The 24468-nt window shown below is 72.1% G+C and carries 21 protein-coding genes; 7 read left to right on the top strand and 14 right to left on the bottom strand.

The genetic code is table 11. The features are described from left to right. Positions 1 to 58 precede the first annotated feature (58 nt). From BMY19_RS03955 to BMY19_RS03945, 3 genes are all read right to left on the bottom strand, one after another. Complete coding sequence (locus tag BMY19_RS03955) at positions 59 to 1225, bottom strand: multidrug effflux MFS transporter (RefSeq protein ID WP_100251115.1); 1167 nt, start codon at positions 1223 to 1225, stop codon at positions 59 to 61. 192 nt (positions 1226 to 1417) lie between these two features. After that, positions 1418 to 2704 (bottom strand): MFS transporter, encoded by a 1287-nt coding sequence (locus tag BMY19_RS03950; protein ID WP_100250917.1) that lies wholly within the window; start codon positions 2702 to 2704, stop codon positions 1418 to 1420. A 29-nt stretch (positions 2705 to 2733) separates the two neighbouring features. Further along, positions 2734 to 3150, bottom strand: a complete 417-nt coding sequence (locus tag BMY19_RS03945; RefSeq protein WP_100250916.1) for a MarR family winged helix-turn-helix transcriptional regulator — start codon at positions 3148 to 3150, stop codon at positions 2734 to 2736. 159 nt (positions 3151 to 3309) lie between these two features. Here BMY19_RS03945 and BMY19_RS03940 point away from each other — a divergent pair, with 159 nt between their 5' ends. Beyond that, positions 3310 to 8154, top strand: a complete 4845-nt coding sequence (locus BMY19_RS03940; RefSeq protein WP_100250915.1) for an NAD-glutamate dehydrogenase — start codon at positions 3310 to 3312, stop codon at positions 8152 to 8154. A 4-nt stretch (positions 8155 to 8158) separates the two neighbouring features. Here the strand turns inward: BMY19_RS03940 and BMY19_RS03935 are convergent, their stop codons facing one another. Together BMY19_RS03935 and BMY19_RS03930 are read right to left on the bottom strand one after the other, a co-directional pair. Next, positions 8159 to 9334, bottom strand: coding sequence for an MFS transporter (locus tag BMY19_RS03935; RefSeq protein WP_100250914.1), 1176 nt, complete (start codon positions 9332 to 9334; stop codon positions 8159 to 8161). A 153-nt stretch (positions 9335 to 9487) separates the two neighbouring features. Beyond that, complete coding sequence (locus BMY19_RS03930) at positions 9488 to 9997, bottom strand: Ros/MucR family transcriptional regulator (RefSeq protein ID WP_100250913.1); 510 nt, start codon at positions 9995 to 9997, stop codon at positions 9488 to 9490. Between the two features lie 318 nt (positions 9998 to 10315). On the opposite strand from BMY19_RS03930, the gene BMY19_RS03925 reads away from it, so the two are divergent. Continuing rightward, positions 10316 to 12094, top strand: a complete 1779-nt coding sequence (locus BMY19_RS03925) for an outer membrane beta-barrel protein (RefSeq protein ID WP_100250912.1) — start codon at positions 10316 to 10318, stop codon at positions 12092 to 12094. Positions 12095 to 12101: 7 nt separating this feature from the next. On the opposite strand, the gene BMY19_RS03920 is transcribed toward BMY19_RS03925, so the two are convergent. Together BMY19_RS03920 and BMY19_RS03915 are read right to left on the bottom strand one after the other, a co-directional pair. Further along, positions 12102 to 12806 carry an SDR family NAD(P)-dependent oxidoreductase gene (locus BMY19_RS03920; RefSeq protein WP_100250911.1) on the bottom strand — a complete coding sequence of 235 codons (705 nt, stop codon included), beginning with the start codon at positions 12804 to 12806 and terminating at the stop codon, positions 12102 to 12104. A gap of 58 nt (positions 12807 to 12864) precedes the next feature. Beyond that, entirely contained in the window at positions 12865 to 13353 is a 489-nt protein-coding gene (locus BMY19_RS03915) for a nucleoside deaminase (RefSeq protein WP_020091449.1), read from the bottom strand. A gap of 146 nt (positions 13354 to 13499) precedes the next feature. Between BMY19_RS03915 and BMY19_RS03910 the strand changes: the two genes are divergently transcribed. The 4 genes from BMY19_RS03910 to rsmD all read left to right on the top strand — a co-directional run bounded on the left by BMY19_RS03910 (position 13500) and on the right by rsmD (position 16461). Further along, positions 13500 to 13691: a CsbD family protein gene (locus BMY19_RS03910; RefSeq protein WP_020091448.1), complete on the top strand. Its 192-nt coding sequence runs from the start codon at positions 13500 to 13502 to the stop codon at positions 13689 to 13691. A gap of 77 nt (positions 13692 to 13768) precedes the next feature. Beyond that, positions 13769 to 13945, top strand: coding sequence for a DUF1328 domain-containing protein (locus BMY19_RS03905; protein WP_012317097.1), 177 nt, complete (start codon positions 13769 to 13771; stop codon positions 13943 to 13945). 132 nt (positions 13946 to 14077) lie between these two features. Continuing rightward, on the top strand, positions 14078 to 15907 hold the full coding sequence (locus BMY19_RS03900) for a pseudouridine synthase (RefSeq protein WP_100250910.1): 1830 nt from the start codon (positions 14078 to 14080) through the stop codon (positions 15905 to 15907). After that, positions 15904 to 16461: a 16S rRNA (guanine(966)-N(2))-methyltransferase RsmD gene (gene rsmD, locus BMY19_RS03895; RefSeq protein WP_100250909.1), complete on the top strand. Its 558-nt coding sequence runs from the start codon at positions 15904 to 15906 to the stop codon at positions 16459 to 16461. Before BMY19_RS03900 ends, rsmD begins: the two co-directional genes overlap by 4 nt. A 46-nt stretch (positions 16462 to 16507) precedes the next feature. On the opposite strand, the gene BMY19_RS03890 is transcribed toward rsmD, so the two are convergent. The 4 genes from BMY19_RS03890 to BMY19_RS03875 form a co-directional block, all read right to left on the bottom strand. Continuing rightward, positions 16508 to 16843: a cupin domain-containing protein gene (locus BMY19_RS03890; protein ID WP_100250908.1), complete on the bottom strand. Its 336-nt coding sequence runs from the start codon at positions 16841 to 16843 to the stop codon at positions 16508 to 16510. Positions 16844 to 16899: 56 nt separating this feature from the next. Continuing rightward, the gene (locus BMY19_RS03885; RefSeq protein ID WP_056521969.1) at positions 16900 to 17340 is read right to left on the bottom strand and encodes a helix-turn-helix domain-containing protein; all 441 of its coding nucleotides are present in this window, start codon (positions 17338 to 17340) and stop codon (positions 16900 to 16902) included. Between the two features lie 397 nt (positions 17341 to 17737). After that, complete coding sequence (locus BMY19_RS03880; RefSeq protein ID WP_100250907.1) at positions 17738 to 18676, bottom strand: alpha/beta fold hydrolase; 939 nt, start codon at positions 18674 to 18676, stop codon at positions 17738 to 17740. Beyond that, on the bottom strand, positions 18673 to 19212 hold the full coding sequence (locus BMY19_RS03875; RefSeq protein ID WP_020091442.1) for a phasin family protein: 540 nt from the start codon (positions 19210 to 19212) through the stop codon (positions 18673 to 18675). Before BMY19_RS03875 ends, BMY19_RS03880 begins: the two co-directional genes overlap by 4 nt. Positions 19213 to 19432: 220 nt before the next feature. On the opposite strand from BMY19_RS03875, the gene BMY19_RS03870 reads away from it, so the two are divergent. Beyond that, positions 19433 to 21085, top strand: coding sequence for an AMP-binding protein (locus BMY19_RS03870; protein WP_100250906.1), 1653 nt, complete (start codon positions 19433 to 19435; stop codon positions 21083 to 21085). Positions 21086 to 21125: 40 nt separating this feature from the next. On the opposite strand, the gene BMY19_RS03865 is transcribed toward BMY19_RS03870, so the two are convergent. From BMY19_RS03865 to BMY19_RS03855, 3 genes are all read right to left on the bottom strand, one after another. After that, complete coding sequence (locus BMY19_RS03865; protein WP_100250905.1) at positions 21126 to 21893, bottom strand: SDR family NAD(P)-dependent oxidoreductase; 768 nt, start codon at positions 21891 to 21893, stop codon at positions 21126 to 21128. Between the two features lie 212 nt (positions 21894 to 22105). After that, on the bottom strand, positions 22106 to 24052 hold the full coding sequence (gene mutL / locus BMY19_RS03860; protein ID WP_100250904.1) for a DNA mismatch repair endonuclease MutL: 1947 nt from the start codon (positions 24050 to 24052) through the stop codon (positions 22106 to 22108). Positions 24053 to 24110: 58 nt separating this feature from the next. Then, positions 24111 to 24461 (bottom strand): hypothetical protein, encoded by a 351-nt coding sequence (locus tag BMY19_RS03855; RefSeq protein WP_100250903.1) that lies wholly within the window; start codon positions 24459 to 24461, stop codon positions 24111 to 24113. Positions 24462 to 24468 lie beyond the last annotated feature (7 nt).

Genomic DNA, 24468 nt, shown 5'->3' with positions numbered 1-24468 from the left:
AGCAGTGTTGCAACTTTCCGCTGAAGACCCCGTTAAGGACGCCGCCTCAACCGACGCCTCAACCGCCGACGCCGCCGCGGAACAGCCGGCCGCGCTCGGTCCAGGCGACGACGAGGAGCGACAGGGCGCCGAGACTCGCGTAGCCGATCGCCACGGGGAGCACCGTGCCGTCGAAGGACTGGCCGATCAGGAAGCCGCAGAACGCGCCCAGGATCGTGGTGTAGAAGCCCAGGAACGACGAGGCCGTGCCGGCGATGGCGCCGAGGGGCTCCAGCGCGAGGGCGTTGAAGTTCGGCATCGCGAAGCTGATCAGGAACTGGTTCACCGCGAGGATCGACAGGAATAGGGCCAGCGGCGGGTGGCCGTGATAGGCCAGCCCGACGCCGACCTGCGCGAGGCCGACGAGCGTGAAGGCGATGACGCCGCTGTGCGACATCGCCCGCATCCCGAGCCGCCGGACCACGCGGGCGTTGATCAGCGTCGCCGCCCCCATGGCGCCGGCCACGAGCCCGAAGGCCAGCGGGAAGAGCGGGCCGAGGTGGTACAGGCCGGTATCGAAGACCTGCTGGGCCGAGCCGACGTAGCCCATGATGCAGCCGGTCATCAGCCCGAGCGCGGTGGCGTAACCGACGGCGACGCGGGTCTTCAGCGTCAGGCGGATCGCCTCCCAGGTCGCGGCCGGCGAGAGCGGCCGGCGGTATTCCGGGTGCAGCGTCTCGGGCATCCGCAGCGAGAACCAGAGCGTCAGCCAGAAGGCGAGCACCAGCATCGAGACGAAGACGTAGACCCAGGAGCCCAGCGCCAGCATCATGCCGCCGATCGCCGGCGCGATCATCGGGACGATCAGGAACACCATCATGGTGAGCGACATGACGCTCGCCATCTCGCGGCCCGCGAACCGGTCGCGCACGATCGCCACCGACAGCACCCGCCCGCCGGCGGCGCCGATGCCCTGGATGATCCGGGCGGCGAGCAGCCAGCCGAAGCTCGGCGCCACCATGGCGAGGAAGCAGCCGATCACGTAGACGGCGAGGCTCGCCAGCAGCACCGGCCGTCGCCCGAGGGCGTCGGAGACCGGCCCGTAGACGATCTGCGCGAAGCCGAAGCCGATCATGTAGACGTAGACGAGGAGCTGCAGCCGGTTGGGATCGGCCACCGCGAACCGCGCCTCGATGGCCGGGAAGGCGGGCAGCAGGTTGTCGATGGAGATCGCCGTCACCGCCATCATCAGGGCGATGATGGCGACGAACTCGGCGAAGCCCGGCCCGGACCAGGGCCGCGGGGCGCGGACGTCCTGGACCGGCGGCACGGGCCGAATCGCGATGGTCACGGCGGGCTCTCGGGGTGCGCGGGAACGGGCCGATCAGGGCTCGTCCTTCACGGCACAGTTGTGACAACCCTGCCCGCACCGCGCAGTTCAGGCCGGCAGCGGGCGCAGGGCCGGCGCGTCGGGCTTGCGGCCCACGAAGGCGGCCATCAGGGCGGCGACGAGGCAGAGCAGGCCGGCCGCCACGAAGGCGCCGAGATAGGTGCCGCTCTCGGTCCGGACCATGCCGGCGAGCCACGCCGCGGACGCCGCGCCGATCTGGTGCGCGGCCGCGATCCAGCCGAACATCAGCGCGGCGTTCTCCTCCCCGAACGATTTGCCCGCGAGCTGAACGGTGGGCGGCACGGTTGCAATCCAGTCGAGCCCGTAGAAGACCGCGAACAGCGACAGGCCGTAGAAGCTGTAGTCGAAGGAATAGGGCAGGAAGATCAGCGAGAGTCCGCGCAGCCCGTAGTACCAGGCCAGGAGCTTGCGCGAGTCGAACCGGTCTGTGAGCCAACCCGACGCCGTAGTGCCGACCAAGTCGCAGATCCCCATCAGCGCCAGCAGGCCGGCGGCCGTGACCTCGGTGATGCCGTGATCGATGCAGGCCGGGATCAGGTGGGTGCCGATCAGGCCGTTGGTCGAGGCGCCGCAGATGAAGAACGTGCCGGCGAGCAGCCAGAAATCCCGGGAGCGCAGGCCGATGCGCAACCCGCGGAGCGCCCGCATGGCCGGGTTCTCGGTCAGCACCGGCGTCGGCGTCACCGCGTCCTCGCCGTAGCGGGGCAGGCCGAGATCCGCCGGCCGGTCGCGCAGGAACAGGGCGGTCAGCGGGATCAGCGCCAGGGTCGCGGCGGCGACCACCAGCGAGACGGAGCGCCAGCCCTGCCCCACCGCGATCGAGGCCAGCATCGGCAGGAAGACCAGCTGACCCGTGGCGCTGCTCGCGGTCAGCAGGCCGAGCACGAGACCCCGGCGCTTGGCGAACCAGCGCCCGGCCACGGTGGCGCCGAGCACGTTGGCCACCATGCCGGACCCGGATCCGACGACCAGCCCCCAGAGCAGGACCATCTGCCAGGGTGCGGTCATCAGGCTCGTGGCGGCGGTGCCGATCGCCAGGATCAGGAGTGCGCCGCAGACCGAGCGCCGCAGGCCGAACCGCTCGATGATCGCCACCGCGAAGGGGCCGATCATCCCGTACAGGAAGATGTTGAGCGCGATGCCGACGCCGATCGTGGCCGCGGTCCAGCCGAATTCCCGCTCCCAGGGGACGATCAGCACGCTCGGCGTGGCGCGGACACCGGCCCCGACGAGCAGGACCAGGAAGGTCACCGCGACGACGATCCAGGCGTAGTGCAGGCGCGACCCGGGGCGCGTCTCTGTCAGGGCGGTCATGGACGGGCTCCGGAAGCGGGGCGGATCGGTCAGGCGGCGGAGATCAGGGACTCCGCCAGGGCGGAGACGGTCGCGGGATCGACCCGGGCGTTGATACGGCTCTGCGCCTCGCGCCAGTAGGGCGTCGCGGCCGCGAGGGCCTCGCGACCCGACGCGGTCAGGGACACGCGGCGCTCGCGCGGATCCGCCGCGCCGGGCGTGACCGAGACGAAGCCGCGGCGCTTGAGCGGGTCGAGATTGCGGCCCATCGTGGTGCGCTCCAGCGCCGCCTCGGCGGCGAGGCGGGAGACCGGGACCGGTCCGAGCCGGTCCAGCAGCCGCAGGATCGCGAACTGGGTCACGCGGAGCCCGGTCGGCTTCAAGGCGGCGTCGTAGATCGCCGTCAGCGCCCGCGTGGCGCGACGCAGGGCGGAGCAGGTGCACGGCTCGGGTGACGGGGCGCTCATGGTATGGGTGTATATGCACGCATCGGGCGTTCGGCAAGGCGAAGCTGACGGTTCGCAGCGATCGACACCCGTTGGCCCGGAAACGGGCGGGCGCTGTCATCGACACGGCCGGTCACGCTGCTATCGCTTGGGCGAGTGACCCGGTTCGGGAGAAGCGCGATGACACTCGAGACCGCGACGGCGTTGTCCTCCTCGGAGCAGAAGACGGCCCGCACCGGGCTGATAGAGGCGGCCGCCGACATCGTCACCGAGCAGGGCGGACCCGGCGGCTTCGTCCGCGACCTGTTCGGCCGCGTGACGCCGGAGGATCTCGCCCCCTACGACCCCTCAATCCTGGCGGACCTCGCCGCCCGCGCCCGCGCCTTCCTGTCCGAGCCGCGGAGACCGGGCGACCCGGCGCGGCTGCGCCTGAGCGACAGCCAGCTGGTGCGCGACGGCCGTGCGCGCGAGACGACGGTCCTGGAGGTGATCAACGACAACCGTCCGTTCCTGCTGGACTCGACCCTGGCCGAACTGACCGAGCATGGCCTCGCCCCGCAGCTCGTGGCGCACCCGATCCTCGGGGTGGAGCGGGACGGCGCGGGCGGGCTCATCCGGGTGGTCGGGGAGACGACCGCGGACGCGCAGGGCAGTCTCGCGCGCGAGAGCTTCATCCACATCCACCTCGACCCCGTGGCGGCCGAGACAGGCGAGCGGCTCCTGAACGCCCTCGCGACCGTCTACCGGGATGTCGCCCTGGCGAGCGACGACCACGACGCCATGCTGGCGCGCCTCACCGACCTCGCCGCCGATCTCGGGCGCGGGCCGACCCCGATGCCGGGACCGGAGACCGAGGAGGCGCGCGCCTTCCTCGAATGGCTGACCGACGGCCAGTTCCTCATCCTCGGCATGCAGGAGCACGGCATCGCCGGCGACGCTCACCCGCTGGTCGAGGGGTCGAGCCTCGGCGTGCTCCGCGATCCGGGCGCCACGCCCCTGCGCCGCGGCCGGACGCCTGTGGACTACACGCCGGAGATCCTCGCCTTCCTGGAAGAGCCGCAGCCGCTGATCATCACCAAGGCCAGCGTGAAGTCCCGGGTCCACCGCTCGGCCTACCTGGACTATGTCGGCGTCAAGCTGTTCTCCGGCCTCGGCAAGCTGTCGGGCGAGGTGCGGATCGTCGGCCTGTTCACCGCCTCCGCCTACACGAGCCCGGCCCGCGAGGTTCCGGTCCTGCGCCGGAAGGTGGAGGCCGTCGTCCAGCGCGCCGGCCTCGACCCGACGAGCCATGCCGGCCGCAGCCTCCTCGCCGTGCTGGAGAGCTACCCGCGGGACGAACTCTTCCAGATCGACGGCGAGCGGCTCTACCGTTTCACCCTGGCCATCGCCGCCCTGGCCGACCGCCCGCGGGTCCGCGTGCTGTCCCGGCCCGACCGGTTCGGCCGCTTCGTGTCGCTGCTCGTCTACGTCCCGAAGGACCGCTACGATTCCGCGATCCGCGGACGGATCGGCAGCTACCTCGCCGAGACCTACGGCGGGCGGCTCAGCGCGTCCTACCCCGACTACCCGGAAGGCTCGCTCGCCCGGATCCACTACATCATCGGCCTGCCCGATCAGGGCAGCCCCGAGCACGATCCCGCCTCCCTGGAGGCCGGGATCGTCGCCCTGGTCCGGACCTGGGGCGACGCGCTGCGGGCGGCGCTGGCCGAATCCCAGGGGGGCGACCGCGCGCGGCAACTCGCCGCCCGCTACGGCGACGCGTTCTCGGCAGCCTATCGGGACAATTTCCAGCCTGAGGTCGCCGTCGCCGACGTGACCATCCTCGACAGCCTCGGCGAGACTCAGCCGCGGGCCGTCCATCTCGATCGGCGACCCAGCGACCCCGCGGCGCAGGTCCGCCTGAAGGCGTTCTCGCGCGGCACGGCGATCGCGCTGTCCGACCGGGTCCCGGCGCTCGAGAATCTCGGCTTCCGCGTCATCAACGAGCGCACGTACCAGATCGCGCCGTCCGGGACGGACGAGGCCGCGCGGGTCTGGCTGCACGACATGCTGATCGAGCGCGCCACCGGCGCCCCGATCGACCTCGCGGCGCTGGAACGCCCGCTGAAGGCCGCGATGCTCGCCATCGCGGACGGTATAGCCGAGTCCGACGGGTACAACCGGCTCGTCCTTGAGGCAGCCCTCCCCTGGCGGGAGGCGGCCCTGCTCCGGGCCCTGGGCCGCTACCTGCGCCAGCTGCGTATCCGCTACGGGCAGGACTACCTCGCGGGCACGCTGAGCCGCCACGCCGGGATCGCGCGCGCGATCGTGGCGCTGTTCCGCGCCCGGTTCGACCCGGCGCTCACCGGTGACCGGACCGCGCAGGAGGCCGAGGTACGCGCCGAGATCGAGACGGCGCTCGCCGAGGTCACGAGCCTCGACGACGACCGGATCCTCCGCCGGTTCGTCAACCTCGTCGAGGCGGCGGTTCGGACGAACTTCTACCAGACCGGCGCCGACGGGCAGCCGCGAGAGACGATCAGCTTCAAGTTCGCCTGCGCCAAGGTGACGGCGATGCCGCTGCCGCGGCCGTTCTTCGAGATCTTCGTTTACTCGCCCCGCGTCGAAGGCGTGCACCTCCGCTTCGGCTACGTGGCCCGCGGCGGCCTGCGCTGGTCCGACCGGCCGGAGGATTTCCGCACCGAGATCCTCGGCCTCGTGAAGGCCCAGCAGGTGAAGAACGCCGTGATCGTGCCGGTGGGCGCCAAGGGCGGCTTCTTCCCGAAGCGGCTGCCGCCTGCCTCCGACCGCGCCGCCTGGATGCAAGATGGGACCGAGAGCTACCGGATCTTCATCCGCACGCTGCTCGAACTGACCGACAACATCGTCGACAACGCCATCGTGCCGCCGCCCGACACGGTGCGGCACGATCCCGACGACGCCTACCTGGTGGTCGCCGCCGACAAGGGCACCGCCACCTTCTCGGACATCGCCAACGCCCTCTCGCTGGAGAAGGGCCACTGGCTCGGCGACGCCTTCGCGTCCGGCGGCAGCCAGGGCTACGACCACAAGGGCATGGGCATCACCGCCCGCGGCGCCTGGGAGGCGGTGCGCCGGCATTTCCGCGAAATCGACGTGGACGTGCAGACCGACCCGATCACCACGGTCGGCGTCGGCGACATGTCGGGCGACGTCTTCGGCAACGGCATGCTCCTCTCCGAGAGCATCCGCCTGATCGCGGCCTTCGACCACCGCGACATCTTCCTCGACCCGAACCCGGACGCCGCGGCGAGCTTCGCCGAGCGGCGGCGCCTGTTCGATCTGGGGCGGTCCTCCTGGGCGGATTACGACAAGAGCCTGATCTCGGAGGGCGGCGGCGTGTTCCCGCGCAGCCTGAAGACCGTGCCGCTCTCGGAGGCGATCCGGTCCGCGCTGGGCTTCGACCGGTCCGAGGCGACGCCCACCGAGCTGATGCAGGCGATCCTGAAGGCGCCGGCCGACCTGCTCTGGTTCGGCGGCATCGGCACCTATGTCCGGGCCACCACCGAGACCGACGAAGATGCCGGCGACCGCGCCAACGACGCCCTGCGCATCACTGGGCCGGAGCTGCGCGCGAAGGTCGTCGGCGAGGGCGCCAATCTCGGCCTGACGCAGCGCGGGCGCATCGAGGCGGCGCGCGCGGGCGTCCGCCTCAACACCGACGCGATCGACAACTCGGCCGGCGTGAACACCTCGGACGTCGAGGTGAACATCAAGATCGCGCTGATGACGCCGGAGCGGGACGGCAGGCTCAGCTACGAGGCGCGCAACACCCTGCTCGCCGACATGACCGACGACGTCGGGCGCCTCGTGCTGCGCAACAACGAGTTGCAGACGCTCGCCCTGTCCCTTGCCCAGCGCGGGGGGCTGGGGGAGACCGGCTTCGCCATGCGGACGATGCAGGCACTGGAGGCGGAGGGCCGGCTCGACCGGGCGGTGGAGTTCCTGCCGGACGACGGCACGCTCGCCGAGCGCATGCGCCGGAACGAGGGGCTGACCCGTCCGGAATACGCCGTGCTGCTCGCCTACGCGAAGCTGTCGCTGCACGACGCGATCCTCGAGAGCGCCGTGCCGAACGACCCGTACTTCGACCGGGAGCTGCAGCGCTACTTCCCGAAGGCCCTGCGCGAACGCTTCCCCGACGCCGTCAAGGGACACCGCCTGCGCCGCGAGATCATCGCCACGGCGCTCGCCAACATCATCGTCAACCGGGGTGGCCCGTCGCTGGTGACGCGCCTCGTCGACGGCACCGGCGCGGACGCCGCGACCATCGCCAAGGCCTACGCGGTGACCCGCGACGCCTTCGGCCTGATGGAGCTGAACCTCGCCATCGACGGCCTCGCCGGTCGGGTTCCCGGCCAGGGCCAGCTCGACCTCTACGCCGAGGTGCAGGATCTGCTGACGAACCGGATCGTCTGGTTCATCCGCAACCTCGACCTGGGCGGCGGCCTCGCCCCGGTGGTCGCCCGCTACCGAGACGGCATCGCCGCCGTGGAGGCCGCCCTCCCCAACGTGCTCGGCGACGAGGCGCTGGCGACGATCGGCGCCCGCGCGGCGGAGCTGACCGAGCACGGCATGGCCCCGGCCCAGGCGCGGCGCCTGGCCTCGCTCAGCGCGCTGGTCTCCGCCCCCGACATCGTCCGGGTCGCCGAGGCCAGTGGGCGCCCAGTCGAGGAGGTCGCGGCCACGTATTTCGCCCTGGAGCACGCCTTCCGGCTGGACGACCTCGCCGCCGCGGCGCGGACCGTCCCGGTGGCCGACACGTTCGACCGCGTGGCATTGGAGCGCGCGGGCGCCGGCATTGCTGCCGCGCACCGCAAGTTGACGGCCGAGGTCGTGGCGGATCTTGGCGCCGGGCCGGACGCGGTGGAGGCCTGGATCCGGGCGCGCGGCACCTCGCTCGCCCGGATCCGCGAGGCCGTGGACGCGATCAGCGCCTCCGGCCTCACGGTCTCCAAGGCGACGGTGGCGGCGAGCCTGCTCGGCGACCTCGTCCGGGCCGACTGATCGATCAGGCCCCGGGCGCGGATGCCGGTATGACGCTCCGGCGTCCGCGGCCGACCGCGGTGAGCACCAGTCCGAGCCCGGCGAGCGACACCGCGGCGGCGATCAGCGGCAGCTGGCCGTAGCCGGCCCCGAGGGTCAGCGCCGTGCCCCCGATCCAGGCGCCGGTGGCGTTGCCGAGGTTGAACGCGCCCTGGTTCAGCGTGGAGGCAAGGTTCGGCGCGTCGCTCGCCGCCTCCACGACCCAGATCTGGAGGGGCGAGACCAGGGCGAAGACCAGGCCCGACCAGAGCACCACGACCGCCACCGTGAGCGCCGGATGGTGCGCGACCGCGGCGAGCATCAGCAGGGCCGCCACGATGCCCAGGAAGCTGCCGACGATGGTGGCCATCGGGCCCCGGTCGGCCAGATGCCCACCGAGGAGATTGCCGACGGTCAGGCCCGTGCCGGCGGCGAACAGCACGCCGGTCACGCCCTGCGGCGTGAAGCCGGTCACGCCGGTCAGGAACGGCGTGATGTAGGTGAACACCGTGAAGAAGCTCACCGAGGACAGCGTCGAGATCAGCATCGGCCGCAGCACCGGCCAGCGCCCGAGCGCGCGAAACTCGCTGACGAGCCGGCCGCGGGTCCCGGGAAGCCCGTCCGGCACGCAGAGCTGGATCGCGAGCCCGGCCGCGAGCCCGATCACGACCACCGCCCAGAAGGTCGAGCGCCAGCCCGCCTCCTGCCCGAGGGCGGTGCCCAGCGGCACGCCGAGCACGTTGGCGAGGGTGAGGCCCGCGAACATCAGCGAGACCGCCTGCGTGCGCTTCTCCCGCGGCACGAGATCCCGCGCCACAACGGCGCCGATGCCGAAGAACGCGCCGTGCGCGAAGGCCGTCAGGATCCGCGCGGCCATGAGCAGGGCGTAGCTCGGCGCCAGCGCGCAACCGAGATTGCCGGCCAGGAACACCGCCATCAGCGCCAGCAGCGCGGTCTTGCGCGGCAGGCCCGCGGTCGCGATCGCCACGATCGGCGCGCCCACGACCACGCCCATGGCGTAGCCCGAGACGAGATAGCCGGCCTGGGGAATGGTGACGCCGAAGCTCTGCGCCACCTCCGGGAGCAGGCCCATGATGACGAATTCGGTCGTGCCGATCCCGAACGAGGCGACGGCGAGGGCGAGGATCGGCAGGGGCGGCACGGGGACGTCCTTCGGCGCGGGCTGAGCTCGATGGTGCAGAGCAGCATCGCAGCGCGTTCGCCGATGGATAGCGTCGGAGGCGCGGCGCACAGTTGCGCGGCGCGCAAGGGCCGCGTCGCGGATACGACGCCGCTTAGCCCCGGCTCGGACCTCTCACTCAGCCGGTACCTTCTTCCGCCTCCGCGACTTCGCAGTCGGCGCAGGGGGCGGAGTGGGCGCCTCGATGGCGGCCGCGGCCCCTCCGCGGGTCTTCCGGCGCTGCTGTCCGAGCCCGAGGGCGCGTGCCAGCTCCGATCGCTGCGCCGAATAGCTCGCCGCGGTCATCGGATAGTCCCGGGGCAGGCCCCACTTCTCCCGGTAGGCCTCGGGCGTCAGGCCGCGCAGTGTCAGGTGACGCCGGAGCGTCTTGTACGGCTTCCCGTCCTCGAAGCTGACGATATGATCATTCGTGACCGATTTGCGGATCTGCGACGGACTGAGCTTCTCGACGCTCGAGTTCGCGGCGCGACCTTGAGTTGTCAAACTGTTCAGCGCCGCGTGGATACCGCCGATCAATCCGGGAAGTTCGGAGACCGGAACGGAGTTGTTCGACACGTAAGCGGCGACGATATCGACCGCGAGCCCGATCGCCGGGCTGTGCTCACTGCCTGCGTTCTCACTCACGGCAAACCTCAGGAGTTACAATCATTCAGGCCGATCAATTCCTCTCGGAGTCGACCGAAGTCTGAACCTATGTAGCATAGTGCACGAAATAGCTCAAACGTATTCGTGATCGACAGGTGAGATCGGATCGATGGGCCGCAAACCTTCCGCCCCACCGCCGTTGACGGGGCATTAACCACGTCGCCGCTAGGGTTCGTTAACCATACCGGCACTGTTCCGGGGCGGTGTGACCTGTAATCTCCGCGCTCTGGTGCCGGGGACTTTGGCGGAGACCGGGATCAGGTGCGGACGGCGGCTGACCGGTGGGAACGGCGGAGGATGCGGCTCGCCGCCGCGGCGCTCGGCGTGACGCTCGCGGCACCGGCGGCAGCCCAGCGGTTCGACGCGACCAGCCCGGTTACCGGCCAGCCCGACAATCCCGGCATCGGCCAGGACACGGGTCCGAACGGCCTGCCCACACTCAAGCGCACCATCCCGGACGGCCTGAGCCGCGACCAGAATCGCGGGGCGCTCGGCGGCGACGCGGCGGGCGGCGAGCAGACCGGCGGTGACAGCCTCCGGTCGCCGCTCTCGCCCCCCGCGCAGACGCAGATCCCGGGTCAGCCCGGCGTGTCCCAGCTCAGCACCCGCGTCACCACAGGGGGACGGCGCACCGGCGGATCCTCGACGGCACCGGCCAATCTCGCGCCGTCGACCCTCCTGCGCACGCGCGCCGCTCCGCCGCGGCGGATCGGCTCGGCGACGCGGCGGGTCACTCAGGACGTCACGCAGATCCCGCCGCCGGCGCTGCGGCTGACGCCGGTGGTCCAGCAGGCGGTCGTCGGGGTCCCGAACCCGCAGGTCGCGACGCCGATCCGGCCGATCCTCCCGTTCCAGTCGATCGCGCCGGCCCTCGGCCTCCTGACCCCGGGCTTCATCCTCGGCACCGACCTGGCGCGCGCGATCCCCACCGATCCGGCCTACGCGCCGATCGGCTATCAGGTCGGCACCTTCACGGTCCTGCCCACCTTCGCCCAGAGCGTCGGCTACGATTCGAACCCGGACCAGACCACCCGCCAGATCGCCAAGGGCTCGGTCGCGCTGCGCACCGATGCCACGGTCGACTTCCGGAGCAACTGGTCCTCCAGCTCGCTGCAGGGCTCGCTCCGGGGCTCGTACCTCGAGACCCCGCAGAACGAGGCCGCGAGCCGCCCCGCGGCAGACGGCGTGGTCCGGCTGCGCGTCGACGCCAACCGGGACCTGCGCATCGACGCGGAGGGGCGGTTCCTGGTGGACACGCAGCGCACGTCGAGCGCCAACCTCCAGGCTGCCACCGCCACGACACGGCCGCTCCTGGCCGTCTACGGCGGTTCGCTCGGGGCGACGGAGACGTTCAACCGCCTGTCGGTCACCCTGCGCGGGTCCGTCGACCGCTCCGAGTTCGACAATGCGCGTTTGGCGGACGGGACGATCGTCAATCAGTCCGACCGCAACCTGAACCAGTACAGCCTGCAGCTGCGCACGGCCTACGAGATCAACCCGGATTTCAGCCCGTTCATCGACCTGCTCGGCGACACGCGCGTCTACGACCGCCGCTTCGACGCGACGGGCGTCCGGCGCGACTCGGACGGCATCGCGGTCGCCTTCGGGACGAGCATCGGCCTCGCGCGCTCGGTGACGGGCGAGATCTCCGCCGGCATCCAGCATCGGACCTACGTCGATCCGAGCCTGCGCGACATCAACGCGCCGTTGCTCAACGCGGCCCTGGTCTGGGCGGCGAGTCCGCTCACGACCGTCCGTCTCACCGCCGCGACCGGCGTCACCGAGACGACGATCCCGGGCTCCAGCGGCGTGCTCACCGAGGTCGCGACGCTCGAGGTGCAGCACGACCTGCTGCGCAACCTCTCGATCGTCCTCGGCGGATCGTATCTCCGGAACGACTACCAGAGCAGCAGCATCCGCGAGAACGGGTTCTCGGCGACCGCGCGGCTCGACTACCACTTCACCCGCTGGCTGACCCTGCGCGGCACGTACATCTACCAGAAGTTCGACAGCACGGTCGCCGGGTCCAGCTTCCGGGAGAACACCTTCCTGCTCGGCCTGCGCGTGAATCCCTGAGGCGGCCTCAGAACCGCTCCGTCCAGGGACGCAGTTCCAGTTCGGAGGTCCAGGCGCTCCGATCCTGGCGCAGGAGGTCGCGATAGGCCCTGGCGATGGCGTCGGGATCGAGATGGCTGTCGGGGGCCTCCGGCGGCTCGCCGCCGCGGGCCGGATTGCGGATGGCGCCGTCGATCACGATGTGCGCGACGTGGATCCCCTGGGGCTGCAATTCCCGGGCGAGGCTCTGACCCAGTCCCCGCAGCGCGAACTTCCCCATCGCGAACGGGGCCGATCCCGCGAAGCCCTTCACGCTCGCCGAGGCGCCGGTGAGCAGGATCGCGCCGTGGCGATGCGGCAGCATGCGGCGCGCCGCGGCCTGCGCCACGAGGAAACCACCGTACGCGGACACCATCAGCGCCTGGGCGACCGCGTCCGGGTCGAGATCGGCGACCGGGCCGCGGAGACGACCGCTCGCGTTGTAGACGACGACGTCCGGCGGACCGCCGAGCGCCGGCTCCAGGCGGGCGAACAGCGCCTCGACCTCAGCGGGCTGGCTGGCGTCGCAGGCATGGACCGCCGCGTTCGTCTCCGCCGCCAGTGCGGCGAGCTTGTCGACGTTCCGGGCGGCGAGGCCGATCGTCATGCCGTCGGCGGCGAGCAGGCGCGCCAGCGATGCGCTGAGGCCGGAGCCCGCCCCGACGATCAGGGCTCTGGAATAGGTCGGGATCATCCTCTCCTCCTCTGCTGACCCGCCCAGGGCCGTTGGGAACCTGTACGCCCGCCCCGCGTCAGTCGCGGCGCTGCGCGAAGAACGCCCGGAGCAGATCGGCCGCCTCGCGCTCGCGGAACCCGCCGTAGACCTCGGGCACGTGGTGGCAGGTCGGCTGATCGAAGACGCGCGGCCCGTGCTCGACCCCACCCCCCTTCGGATCGGCCGCGCCGTAGTAGAGCCGCCGGATGCGCGCGAAGGATATCGCGCCCGCGCACATCGGGCACGGCTCCAGGGTGACGTAGAGATCGCAGCCGACGAGGCGCTCGGTGCCGAGGGCCGCGCAGGCCGCGCGGATCGCCAGGATCTCCGCGTGCGCCGTCGGGTCGTGCAATTCGCGCGGCCGATTATGCGCCACCGCCAGGATGACCCCGTCCCGGACAACCGCGGCGCCGACCGGGACCTCCCCGGCAGCGGCCGCGGCGCGGGCGGCCGCGAAAGCGTGATCGAGCGCGGTCAGCGGTCCGGACGTTTCCGCTCGCGCCGGATGGATCGGATCGGCAGCCAAGCTGTTCTCATCCCACTGACGCGACGGACCCGGGGCGGCGGGCTGGCCTGACCCAAGTCAATGTTAAGGCCTGGAACATTCCGCCGACCGTGACCGTTTCAGGAACCAGTGCGGCGCCGCCGCAGATCGAACAAGAGGACAACGCCATGAGCAGCACCACCGACAAGATCAAGGGCGTCGCCAACGAGGCCGTCGGCAAGGCCAAGCAGGGCATCGGCGACGTGACCGGTAACGACAAGCTCAAGGCCGAAGGTGCCGCCCAGGAACTCAAGGGCAAGGCCCAGGGCACCGTCGGCGACGCCAAGAGCGCGGTGAAGTCCGCCACCGACAAGCTCTGATCGTCGAGCGCGACCGGAACGGAACCCGCCTCGGGCGGGTTCCAGAACTGAACCGACCCGAATAACGCGAGGATGCCATGATCGGCTGGGCTGTCACGTTTCTCGTCGTCGCTCTCGTGGCGGCGCTCCTCGGTTTCGGCGGCATCGCCGGCACGGCGATGGAGGCGGCCAAGATCGTCTTCTTCGTGGCGATCGCGCTGTTCCTGATCTCCGCCGTGTTCGGCGTGATGCGTGGGCGCTCGCCGAGACTCTGACGAACACGGGTCTTCGACCCGCCATCCAAGTCTTCGAGGCGGTCCCGACGGGCCGCCTCTCCGCGTTGAGGCGACTCGCACCGGTGCAGAACCCGTCTCGCCTGTCGGAACCGGCTCTGATAAGCGGCAGGCATGAGCGACTTGCCGAACGACGATAAGCCGGAGGGGACCGCCCGTCCGGCCCCCGAGTCAGCGCGCACCGAGAGCTGGGCACCGCCCACCGATGCGGGCCGTGCCGATGCCGACACCGAGCGGCCTGCCAGTTCTGCCGCGAAGAAGCCGGCGCGGAAGGCCAAGCCGCAGCCCGCCCCGCAGGCGGAGCCTCTGCCAGAGCCGCAGCCGGAACCAGGTCCCGAAGCGTCCGCGGACGCCGAAGCCCTGATCGAGACGCCGCCCGGCGAGCGCATCGCGAAGGCGATGGCACGGGCCGGCGTCGCCTCGCGGCGCGACGCCGAGACGATGATCCTGGCCGGACGCGTCAGCGTCAACGGCGAGACGCTGACATCCCCGGCCCGCAACGTCACCGAGAACGACCGGATCCTGATCGACGGCGAGCCGATGCCGTCGCGGGAGCGCAGCCGCCTGTGGATCTTCCACAAGCCGCGGGGCGTGGTGACGACCGCCCGGGACCCGGAGGGCCGCCAGACGGTGTTCGACGTGCTCCCGGAGGATCTGCCCCGGGTCGTGGCGGTTGGACGGCTCGACATCAACACCGAGGGGCTGCTGCTGCTCACCAATGACGGCGGGCTCGCCAAGGTGATCGCGCATCCCGACACGGGCTGGCTGCGCCGCTACCGAGTCCGCGCCCACGGCGACACCGATCAGGCGCAGCTCGACCGGCTGTCCAAGGGTGTCACCATCGACGGGATGGAGTACGGCCCCGTCGAGGCGACCCTCGACCGCGTCCAGGGCGACAACGTCTGGCTGACGCTCGGCCTGCGCGAGGGCAAGAATCGCGAGGTCAAGCGCATCCTCGAGCATCTCGGACTGTCGGTGAACCGGCTGATCCGGCTCTCCTTCGGGCCCTTCCAGCTCGGCGACCTGGAGGTCGGCCTGGTCGAGGAGGTGCGGACCCGCGTCCTCAAGGATCAGCTCGGCAAGAGCCTCGCCGAGCAGGCCGGCGTGGATTTCGACAGTCCGGTCCGCGAGCCGATCTCGCCGTTCGGTGGCACCCGCCCGGCGGATCGGGACGCCCAATCGGCGCAGCCGGCATCTTCCCGGCGCAATGCGGCGCGTCCCGCGCCGGCGCCGCGCGTCTCAACCGGGGGCACCGGTCCCGGACCGCGCAACTCCGCGTGGCGCGACGAGGACGCGGCCAAGCCGCGGGGGACGCGCATTCCCCGGCGCGGCGCGGATCCCCGGGCCGCGCAGGCGGCTGCGGCAGAACGCGGCCGCGAACGCGTCGGCTCGATCCGGGCCGGCGACCGCCGGGTCGTCGTCGAGCGCCTGTCCGCAACGCCGGCGGAGCCCCAGCCCGTCGCCAAGCCGAAGCGCCGCTTCGCCGACCGGGGGATGCCGGAGCGGCAGGAGCGCCCCGCCGGTCGGCGCGATGAGCGCCGCGGCGATGAGCGCCCGCGCCGCGAGAGCGCGCGGAGCGAGGCTCCGCGGGACGAACGGCGATTCGACGAGCGCGGGGGCAAGCCCGGGGGCCGGCGCGACCGACCGTTCGACGCCGGGCCGGCGGAGGGCGCGTCGCGGAAGCCAGGCGGCTTCCGCGGCCAGAAGCCCGCTGCCGCCGGGGGCAAGCCCGCGTTCGGTGGCCCGAAGACCGGGGGTGCGCGTCCCGGCGGAAGCCGCCCCGGTGGCAAGCCCGGCGGTTTCGCCGGCAAGGGGGCTGGCCAGGGTCGGCGCAACGGACCCGCGGGCGGGTCGGAGACGGGCGGTCGTCCTGGTGCTCGTCCCGGTGCGCCGCGCGGGGGCGCCAAGCCCGGCGGCGGCCGGCCGCCGCGCGGGACGCGGTGAGGATCGTCGGCGGCGCGTGGCGGCGCCGCAGGCTCGCCACGCCGCGCACCGACGCCATTCGGCCGACATCGGACCGCCTGCGGGAATCGTTGTTCAACGTGCTCGCCCACGCCTACGACGACGCCGTCGCCGGCGCCCGGGTCCTCGACCTGTTCGCCGGTACGGGTGCCCTCGGCTTCGAGGCGCTCTCGCGAGGCGCCGCCTACGCCCTCCTCGTCGACGAGGGGGCCGAGGCGCGCGCGGTGATCCGCGAGAACATCGAGGCCCTGGGTGCCGAAGGCGTGACGCGCCTGTTTCGGCGGGACGCGACCCGTCTCGGCCCGGCCTCCACGGCGGGCACCTTCTCGCTGGTCTTCTGCGACCCGCCCTACGGCCGTGATCTGGCGCCGCGCGCCCTGAAAAGCGCCGCCGAGGGAGCCTGGCTGGCGCCCGGGGCTCTCATCGTCGTCGAAGAGGTCGAGGCCGCGCAGGTCGTCTGGCCGGCCGGCTTCGCGGAACTGGAGCGGCGCGTCTATGGGGATACGGCCGTGGCGATCGCCCGATTCGCCGCCTGAATCGTGCTTAGTCCCGATCGCGCGAAGCCGGATCCGTAGCGCCGACTTAAGACCCGAAATGGATCGCCAGCCAGACGGTGGGTGAGTCGGTCCACTCCACCCGGTGCCGACGATGCGGCGCGATCAGCACGGCGTCACCCGCGACGAGGCGACGGGCCTCCGCCTCGTCGGCGAACCGAAGGTCGGCCGCGCCCGTCAGGACGGCGACCCACTCGGTATCCGGCTGGTCGTAGTAGAATCCCGGCGGGCTCGCCTGACCAGTCGAGACGATGCGCTCCACCCGCAGGCCCGGCTCGGAGACCAGGACCGACACGATCTCGTCGTCCGCCCGGAGCGGCAGGTCGGCGAGCAGGTGGGTCACACGCGTCGGGAGAGAGTCCATGATCCCGCCTGCAGGGACCGCACGGCGCCGGATCGGCGCCGGGCAAGGCCCGGATGTCAGGAGTTGCGCGGAGCGCCGCCCGCCTGCGGTGCCGCGCCGTCCGACGTCTTGGTCTGACCGATCCGCGCCGCGGATTTGACGAGGGAGAGCACGTCGCGGCGCATCTGATCGTCGGCGATCTGATTGTAGGCCCGGAGCAGTTCGACGGCGCCGGCGACGCGCAGCAGCGCGGGACCGCTATCCGTCGTCGCCTCGGGCTCGGGCTCGAAGAAGCTCGAGACCGGAACGCCGAGCCGCTCGGCGATCGCCTGCAGGCGGCCGGCACCGACACGGTTCTTGCCGGTCTCGTACTTCTGGACCTGCTGGAAGCTGACGCCCAGCGCGCTGGCCAGCGCGGACTGGCTCAGTCCATTCGCCGCCCGAAGGAACGCGATGCGGCTGCCGACCCCGTGATCGATGGCTGTGGTCTGCTTCGGCTTGGGGGTTGGGTTCGCCATAGTTGGTAGTCCGGATGTTCTTGCTGTCTGCAGGCTTGCTCGCCCGGATCCAGGGCGCCAATCACAACCGACAGGTGCAACATTGCGCGGCCAAGATCCAGACCTGACATCTGTTAGTGCCACAGGTCAGCCGCGCGTGCAACGAATGGTTACGCTCTCGAAATCTTAGGTCCGGAAGACCGCAATTTGGGCCCCCCAGTGCCCGCCGCGAGAACAACTCAAATACCGGGCCCGATCAAATATAAGTGAGCGAGATCAGCTAAAAATTCACTCTCGAACACTGCCGGGCGATATCGGGTTGCCTGTGCCGCGTTGGGCCCGCGGGGCCGATCCCAGGGAAATCCGTACGACAGCAAACGGTCGACTCAGAGCTCGGTGGCGCGCGCCGGCGACGGAATCACGCCGCCGGGCCGAGCCAATCGAGGACGATTCGCAACTGGTCGTCGTCGAGCAACGCGGGCGCGTGGCCGCAATCGGGAATCTCGACGCGGCGCGTCGGCGGTCCCCGGCGCGTCATCTCGTCGGCGGTCGAGGCGAGGAGGAGTTCCGAGTGCTCGCCGCGGAGCAGCAGGACCGGACAGGTGATCGCGTCCCAGTCGCGCCACATGCTCACGCTGTAGACGCGGCCCGGTCGGAAGGCGTCTCCGATGCCGGGATCGTAGTGGGGCCGCCAGCCGCCGTTGGGCTCCTGGAAGAAGCTGTGCTTGGCGATGTGGCGCCACTGCTCGTCGGTGAGCGGCCCGAACGCGCCCAGCACCGTGCGCAGACGCGATTCGCCCGAGGCGAGGTTATGGTGCAGCCGGGGCGCGTCCCGCAGCCGCGACCCGATCTCGCGGATGGGCGCCCAGGGCAGGAACGGGCCGATATCGTTGATCACCATCCGGCGGATCGGGGTGCGGGCGGCCGCGGCCAGGACCATGCCGGTCAGCCCGCCGAGGGACGTGCCCACCCAGTCGATCTTCCCGGGGACCCGGAGATGGGCGATGAGCGCGGCCATGTCGGCGGCGTATTGCGGCAGGCCGTAGAGTTCCGGGTCCTTCAGCCATCCGCTGAGGCCGCGCCCGGGCAGGTCCGGGCAGATCACCCGGTACCCGAGCTTCGCGAGGCGATAGCCGAGGGCGTCGAAATCGCGGCCCTGGCGGCTGAGACCGTGGACGCAAACGACGACGTGCGGACTGTCCGGGTCACCCCATTCCACGTAGGCGATGCGGTGGAAGTCGTGGGGCGCGTAGGCCAGGAAATGGCCGGTCCGGAACGGCACGTCGGCGCGGCTCAGGTCGTCGAGCCGCGGCGTTGCCTCAGGTCCGGGAACGGGCGCCGCGGTGCCGGCCGTCACGGGGTCTCCGTGCGCGCGGCGGCCTCGCGGGCGAGACGGCCGGTCGTCTGATGGAGGTCGACCATCTGGTCGGTCAGCCGGCGCGCCTGCTCCTGCAGGAACGCGATGTTCAGCGCCGCGACCTCGCGGGCATCTGCCGCCTTGGCGACGCGGTCCGCGAAGTCGAGGCTCGCGCGGACATTGGTGTCGGAGGCCACGAGGATCCGGTGGCCGATCTCGCGCATCGCCGCCATGGCGTGGACGGCGTTATCCTCGAACGCGTTGTAGAGCCGGGCGCCGGCGGCGTCCCACTGCTCGCGCACCCGGCGGGCGCCGGCCACGTTGCTGTCGGTGAGTTGGTGCGCGGTCTCGCGGCTGGAGCCCATCACCGCGCGCCAGCCCTCGAAGCTCTGCGCCATCGAGGCCTCGAAGGCGTTCAGCGCCATCTCGCCCGCCTCGGCGAAGCGCTCGTACGCCTCGCGCGCCCGGGCGACGCTGCCCTCCACCGCGGCGCGGCCGGTCTCCCCGGAGATCGCCGGCAGGTTGTCGTTCCCCACAATCGTCTCCCGCAGATGGGCCGGTCGCACGCGGTCCCGACGGCGCGTCGCTGGAATACGGGCATCCGCCAGGGGCGATCTCCCGTCAACAGGGCCCTGTAACAGAATCCGCGCGCGGCCCACATTGTCACGGTGGCCGCGATTGACAGGCACGACGGCGGCGAAATCTTCGTCGCGCGGAGCGCACGCCACGCCCGCCGCCCGATCAGAAGGCTGCACGATGACGGACACCCGTCCGACCCAGACCGAGGTCCGCGAGACGGGCTCTCATCCGTTCGAGGCCGGGCTCGCGCGCCGGCCGGCCAACTACATCCCGCTGACCCCCGCCAGCCTGCTGGCGCGGGCCGCCGCCGCGGCGGGCGGGCGGATCGCCGTGATCGACGGCCACCGCCGCCTCACCTACGCGGACCTCTACGCGCGTTGCCGGCGCCTCGCCGCGGGCCTCGCGGCCCGGGGGGTCGGGCCACTCGACACCGTGGCGATCCTGGCGCCGAACGTCCCGGAGATGATCGAGGCGCACTTCGCCGTGCCGATGCTCGGCGCGGTGCTGAACCCGCTGAATACGCGCCTCGACGCGGCGACGATCGCGTTCTCGCTGCGGCACGGGGGCGCCCGGGCGCTCCTCGTCGAGGCCGAGTACGCCGCGCTGGCCGCGCGGGCGCTCGCGGAACTCGCCGAGCCGGTCCTCGTCGTGGTGATCGGCGCGACCGGGATCGACGGGGCCCTGCCCTACGAGGATCTGCTGGCCGAGGGCGATCCGGACTACGCCTGGCACGGCCCGGAGGACGAGTGGCAGTCGCTCTGCCTGCTCTACACGTCGGGGACGACCGGCGATCCCAAAGGCGCCGTCTACAGCCATCGCGGCGGCTATCTCCAGGCGCTCGGCAACGCCGTCACGTTCGGCCTGACCGGCGAGAGCGTGTATCTTTGGACGCTGCCGATGTTCCACTGCAGCGGTTGGTCCTACCCATGGGCGAGTGTCGCCGCCTGCGCCACGCAGGTCTGCCTGCGCAAGGTCGAGCCGGCGGCGATCTTCAGGCTGATCGCCGAGCACGGGGTGACGCATCTGTGCGGCGCCCCGATCGTCCTCTCGATGATCGCGCACGCGCCGGCGCAGGACCGTGTGCCGTTCCCCCAGCGCGTGCGCTGCGCGGTCGGCGGCGCGGCGCCGTCCTCGACGATCATCCGCACCATGGAGGAGCTCGGCTTCCAAGTGACGCATCTCTACGGCGCCACCGAGAGCTACGGCCCCGCGACGGTCTGTCTGGCGCAGCCGGACTGGACCGATCTCCCCGACACCGAGCGACACGCCCGCATGGCCCGCCAGGGCGTGCCGCTGGCCACGCTCGAGGCGGTGAGCGTCGCCGACGTCGCGAGCGACGCGCCGGTGCCGCGGGACGGCACGACGGTCGGCGAGATCCGCCTGCGCGGAAACACGGTCATGAAGGGCTACCTCGGCAACCCGGGCGCGACCGAGGAGGCCCTCGCCGGCGGCTGGTACCGGACCGGCGACCTCGCGGTCTGGCATCCCGACGGGTCGGTGGAGATCAAGGACCGGGCGAAGGACATCATCATCTCGGGCGGCGAGAACATCTCCAGCCTGGAGGTGGAGGAGGTGCTGATGCGCCATCCCGCCGTGATGCTGGCGGCCGTCGTGGCGCGGCCGGATCCGACCTGGGGCGAGAGCCCCTGCGCGTTCCTGGAGGTGAAGCCCGGCGCAGCGGTGCCGAGCGACCAGGAGTTGATCGCGTTCTGTCGCGAGCACATGGCGCGGTTCAAGGTGCCGAAGACGGTGGTGTTCGGGCCGCTGCCGAAGACCTCGACCGGCAAGATTCAGAAATTCGTCCTGCGCGAGCAGGCGCGGACCCTCTGACCCGCGCCGGTCCCGTGACGGGAGCCGTTTCGGGCGACCACTACAGGCCGGAGACGAGGTGGCCGCCGTCCACCGCCAGGACGCTGCCGGTCATGTAGGCGCCGGCCTCCGAGGCCAGGAGCAGGAGCGGCCCGTCGAGTTCGGCGGCCTCGCCCAGCCGGCGCTGCGGAATGCGCCTGATCAGCGCCCGGCCGGCATCGGACTCGAAGAAGGCGTCGTTGAGCTCGGTCTTGATGTAGCCTGGCGCGAGGGCGTTCACCCGGATCCCGTAGCGGGCCCACTCGAGCGCGAGGCTCTTGGTGAGCTGGACGACCGCCGCCTTCGAGGTGGCGTAGGGCGCGAGCCCGCCGGTGACCCGCAGCCCGAGGATCGACGCGATGTTGACGATGCTGCCGCCCGCCCCGTGCCGGACCATGCGCCGGCCGGTGGCCTGGGCGACCTGCCAGACGCCTTTGAGATTCGTGTCGAGCACCGCGTCCCAGTCGGATTCCGCGAGGTCGAGGGCCGGCTTCGTCGCCGTCACGCCGGCATTGTTCACCAGCACCGCCACCGGTCCGAAGCGCTCTTCGGCGGCGTCGAGCGCCCGCTCAACGCTCGCGGCGTCGGTGACGTCCATGACGACGGCGTGGGCCTCACCGCCCGCCGCCGCGACGCGATCGACGGTCTCGGCGAGGGCGTCGGCCCGGCGGGCGCCGAGCGACAGGCGCGCGCCGGCGCGGGCCAGGGTCCCGGCGAAATGGCGGCCGAGACCGCTGGAGGCCCCGGTCACCAAGACGTGGCGGCCGGCGAGGTCGAACGGGCCCGCCATCTCAGCGTACCGACGCGGCGGCGGGTGCCGGGCACGTCGGCCGCGCGGCGGCGCGGCGCGCGCCGAAGTTGTCGAGATCGGTCATGGCTCCGCGCCTCCCATGCGCACTGTCGGTTCGGGACGGCTGGCGCCCCGGTCTTCGAGCCGCGGCGTCACACGCCGTTGTGGACCGGCCCCGCGCGTGCCGCCAGCCGGATCGACGGCGCGGCGCCTCATCGGCGGCCGAACAGCCGCTCGATGTCGGCGAGCTTCAGTTCGATCGAGGTCGGGCGACCGTGGTTGCACTGTCCGGAATTGGGCGTCGCCTCCATCTCGCGCAGCAGGGCGTTCATCTCCTCCGGCCGCAGGCGACGCCCGGCGCGGATCGAGCCGTGGCAGCTCATGCGCGACAGGACCGCGTCGAGGCGCCGCCCGAGCGGGCCGCCCTCGGTCGCCGGCTCTCCGCCCTCCTCGTCGCCGCTGGCCTCCAGGGCGTCGAGGATGTCGGTGACGAGCTTGCGCGTCGAGGCGCCGATCAGCGCGGCCGGCACCTCGCGCACGAGCACCGCCCCCGGCCCGAACGCCTCGATGGACAGTCCCAGCCGGTCGAGGTCCGGGGCGGCCACGACCAGCCGGTCGGCCTCCTCGGGGCTCATCTCGACGACGTCCGGGATCAGGAGTCCCTGGCGGGCGATGCCGCCTGCCTCCCGCTCGGCCTTCATCCGCTCGTAGACGAGGCGCTCGTGGGCGGCGTGCTGGTCGACGATCACAAGGCCGTCGCGGGTCTGGGCGAGGATGTAGGTCTCGTGGATCTGCGCGCGGGCGGCCCCCAGCGGATGATCGAGCGCCTCCACAGCGTCGGCGGCAACGCGGGTGTCGGCCTGGGGCGGGGCCGCCACGGCTTCGGGCTCGGGCCCGGCCCAGACGGCTTGAGCGGCCTCGCCGAAGCCGGTCGGCTCGACCCGCGCCGGCTGCGGCGCCGGCCTCCACGCCGCCGAGGAACGGTAGCCGGGTGGCGCTGCCACCGAGGGTGCACCGCTCGGGAAGGGGCCCGGCCGCGTCGGCCGGAACAGGCTCGGCGCGGTGGCGCCGCTGTGGGTGGCGAGCGGCGCCCCGGCCGGGCGCAGGGCGTCGAGGGTCCGCGCGGCGCCGGTGGTGGCCGAGCGGGCGCCGCCGCGGCGTAGGGCGTCGTGGATCGCGCTCACGATCAGCGCCCGCACGAGGCCCGGCTCGCGGAAGCGCACCTCGGTCTTGGCCGGGTGGACGTTGACGTCGACGAGGCCGGGGTCGCACGCGACGGCGAGGCCGAGCACCGGGTGCCGGTCGGAGGCCAGCGTGTCGGCGTAGGCGCCGCGGATCGCCCCGAGCAGGAGTCGGTCGCGGACCGGCCGGCCGTTGACCGCGAGGTGGATGTGGGTCGCCGCGCCGCGATGGTAGGTCGGCAGGCCGACATGGCCCGTCACAGCGAAGCCCTCCCGGGCCAGGGAAACCGGCAGGGCGTTGGCGAGGAAGTCCTGTCCCAGCACCGCCGCGAGCCGGCGCAGCTCCGCCTCGGCCCCGGTCTCGGCCGGCAGGACCAGGGGCTGGCCGGAATCGGCCCGCAGGGTGAAGCGGATCCCGGGCTGCGTCGCCGCGAGGCGGCGCAGCGTCTCAGCGATGGCGGCGTTCTCCGCCCGGTCCGATTTCAGGAACTTGAGCCGCGCCGGCGTGGCGGCGAAGAGCTCGGTCACCTCGATCCGGGTGCCGCGCTGGGCCGGGGCCGGGCGGACCTGACCCTTCAGCCCCGCCTCGACCGTCAGACTCGCCCCCGCCTCGGCCTCGGGCGTGCGGGTGACGATGGCGAGGCGCGACACCGCGCCGATCGACGGCAGGGCCTCGCCGCGGAAGCCGAGGGTGTCGATCGCAGTGAGGTCGCCGCCCGGGAGCTTGGAGGTGGCGTGCCGCTCGACCGCGAGGTCGAGATCGTCCGGCGTCATGCCGCGGCCGTCGTCGACCACGCGGATCAGCCGGCGCCCACCGGCCTCGACGGTGACCTCGACGGCCCGGGCCCCGGCATCGATCGCGTTCTCGACCAGTTCCTTCACGGCCGAGGCCGGGCGCTCGACCACCTCGCCCGCGGCGATGCGGTCGACGAGTATGGGGTCGAGGCGGCGGACGGACGGCGCGGACAGGGAGGACATCGGCGCGCAGGATAGTCCCTGCGCGGCGGCGATCCAATCGGCCGGTCGTGCCGACCCGTCAGGCGCGGCGCTTCGACCCGCCCAGGGAGATGCGGCCGGCGCCCCCGCGCGGTCCGTGGCTCGCCGCCACGGGACGGCGGGACAGGTCGTAGAGGACGTTCCCGACGAGGCCCGCGGTCCGCCGGAGGGTCGGGCCCTCGCAGGTCGCCGCGACGCGGACGCCGATCGCGTGGGTGTGACTGCGGCCGTAGAGCCAGACGGCGAGCCGGGCGCGCGTCGCCTCCGGGATCCCGTCGAGCAGAAGCGCGGCCCCGTCCGGGTCGGCCTTGATCAGGCGGCCGACCACGTCCGGTGCGACCGGGCAGTCGAGGGCCGGGTCGTCGATGCTGAGCGTTCGGTCCTGGGTCATGGTGGCC

This window comes from Methylobacterium sp. UNC300MFChir4.1 (genome assembly GCF_900110155.1).
Lineage (GTDB): Bacteria > Pseudomonadota > Alphaproteobacteria > Rhizobiales > Beijerinckiaceae > Methylobacterium.
Note: the sequence above shows the minus strand (reverse complement) of the source record. Positions and strands in the feature narration are given on the sequence as shown.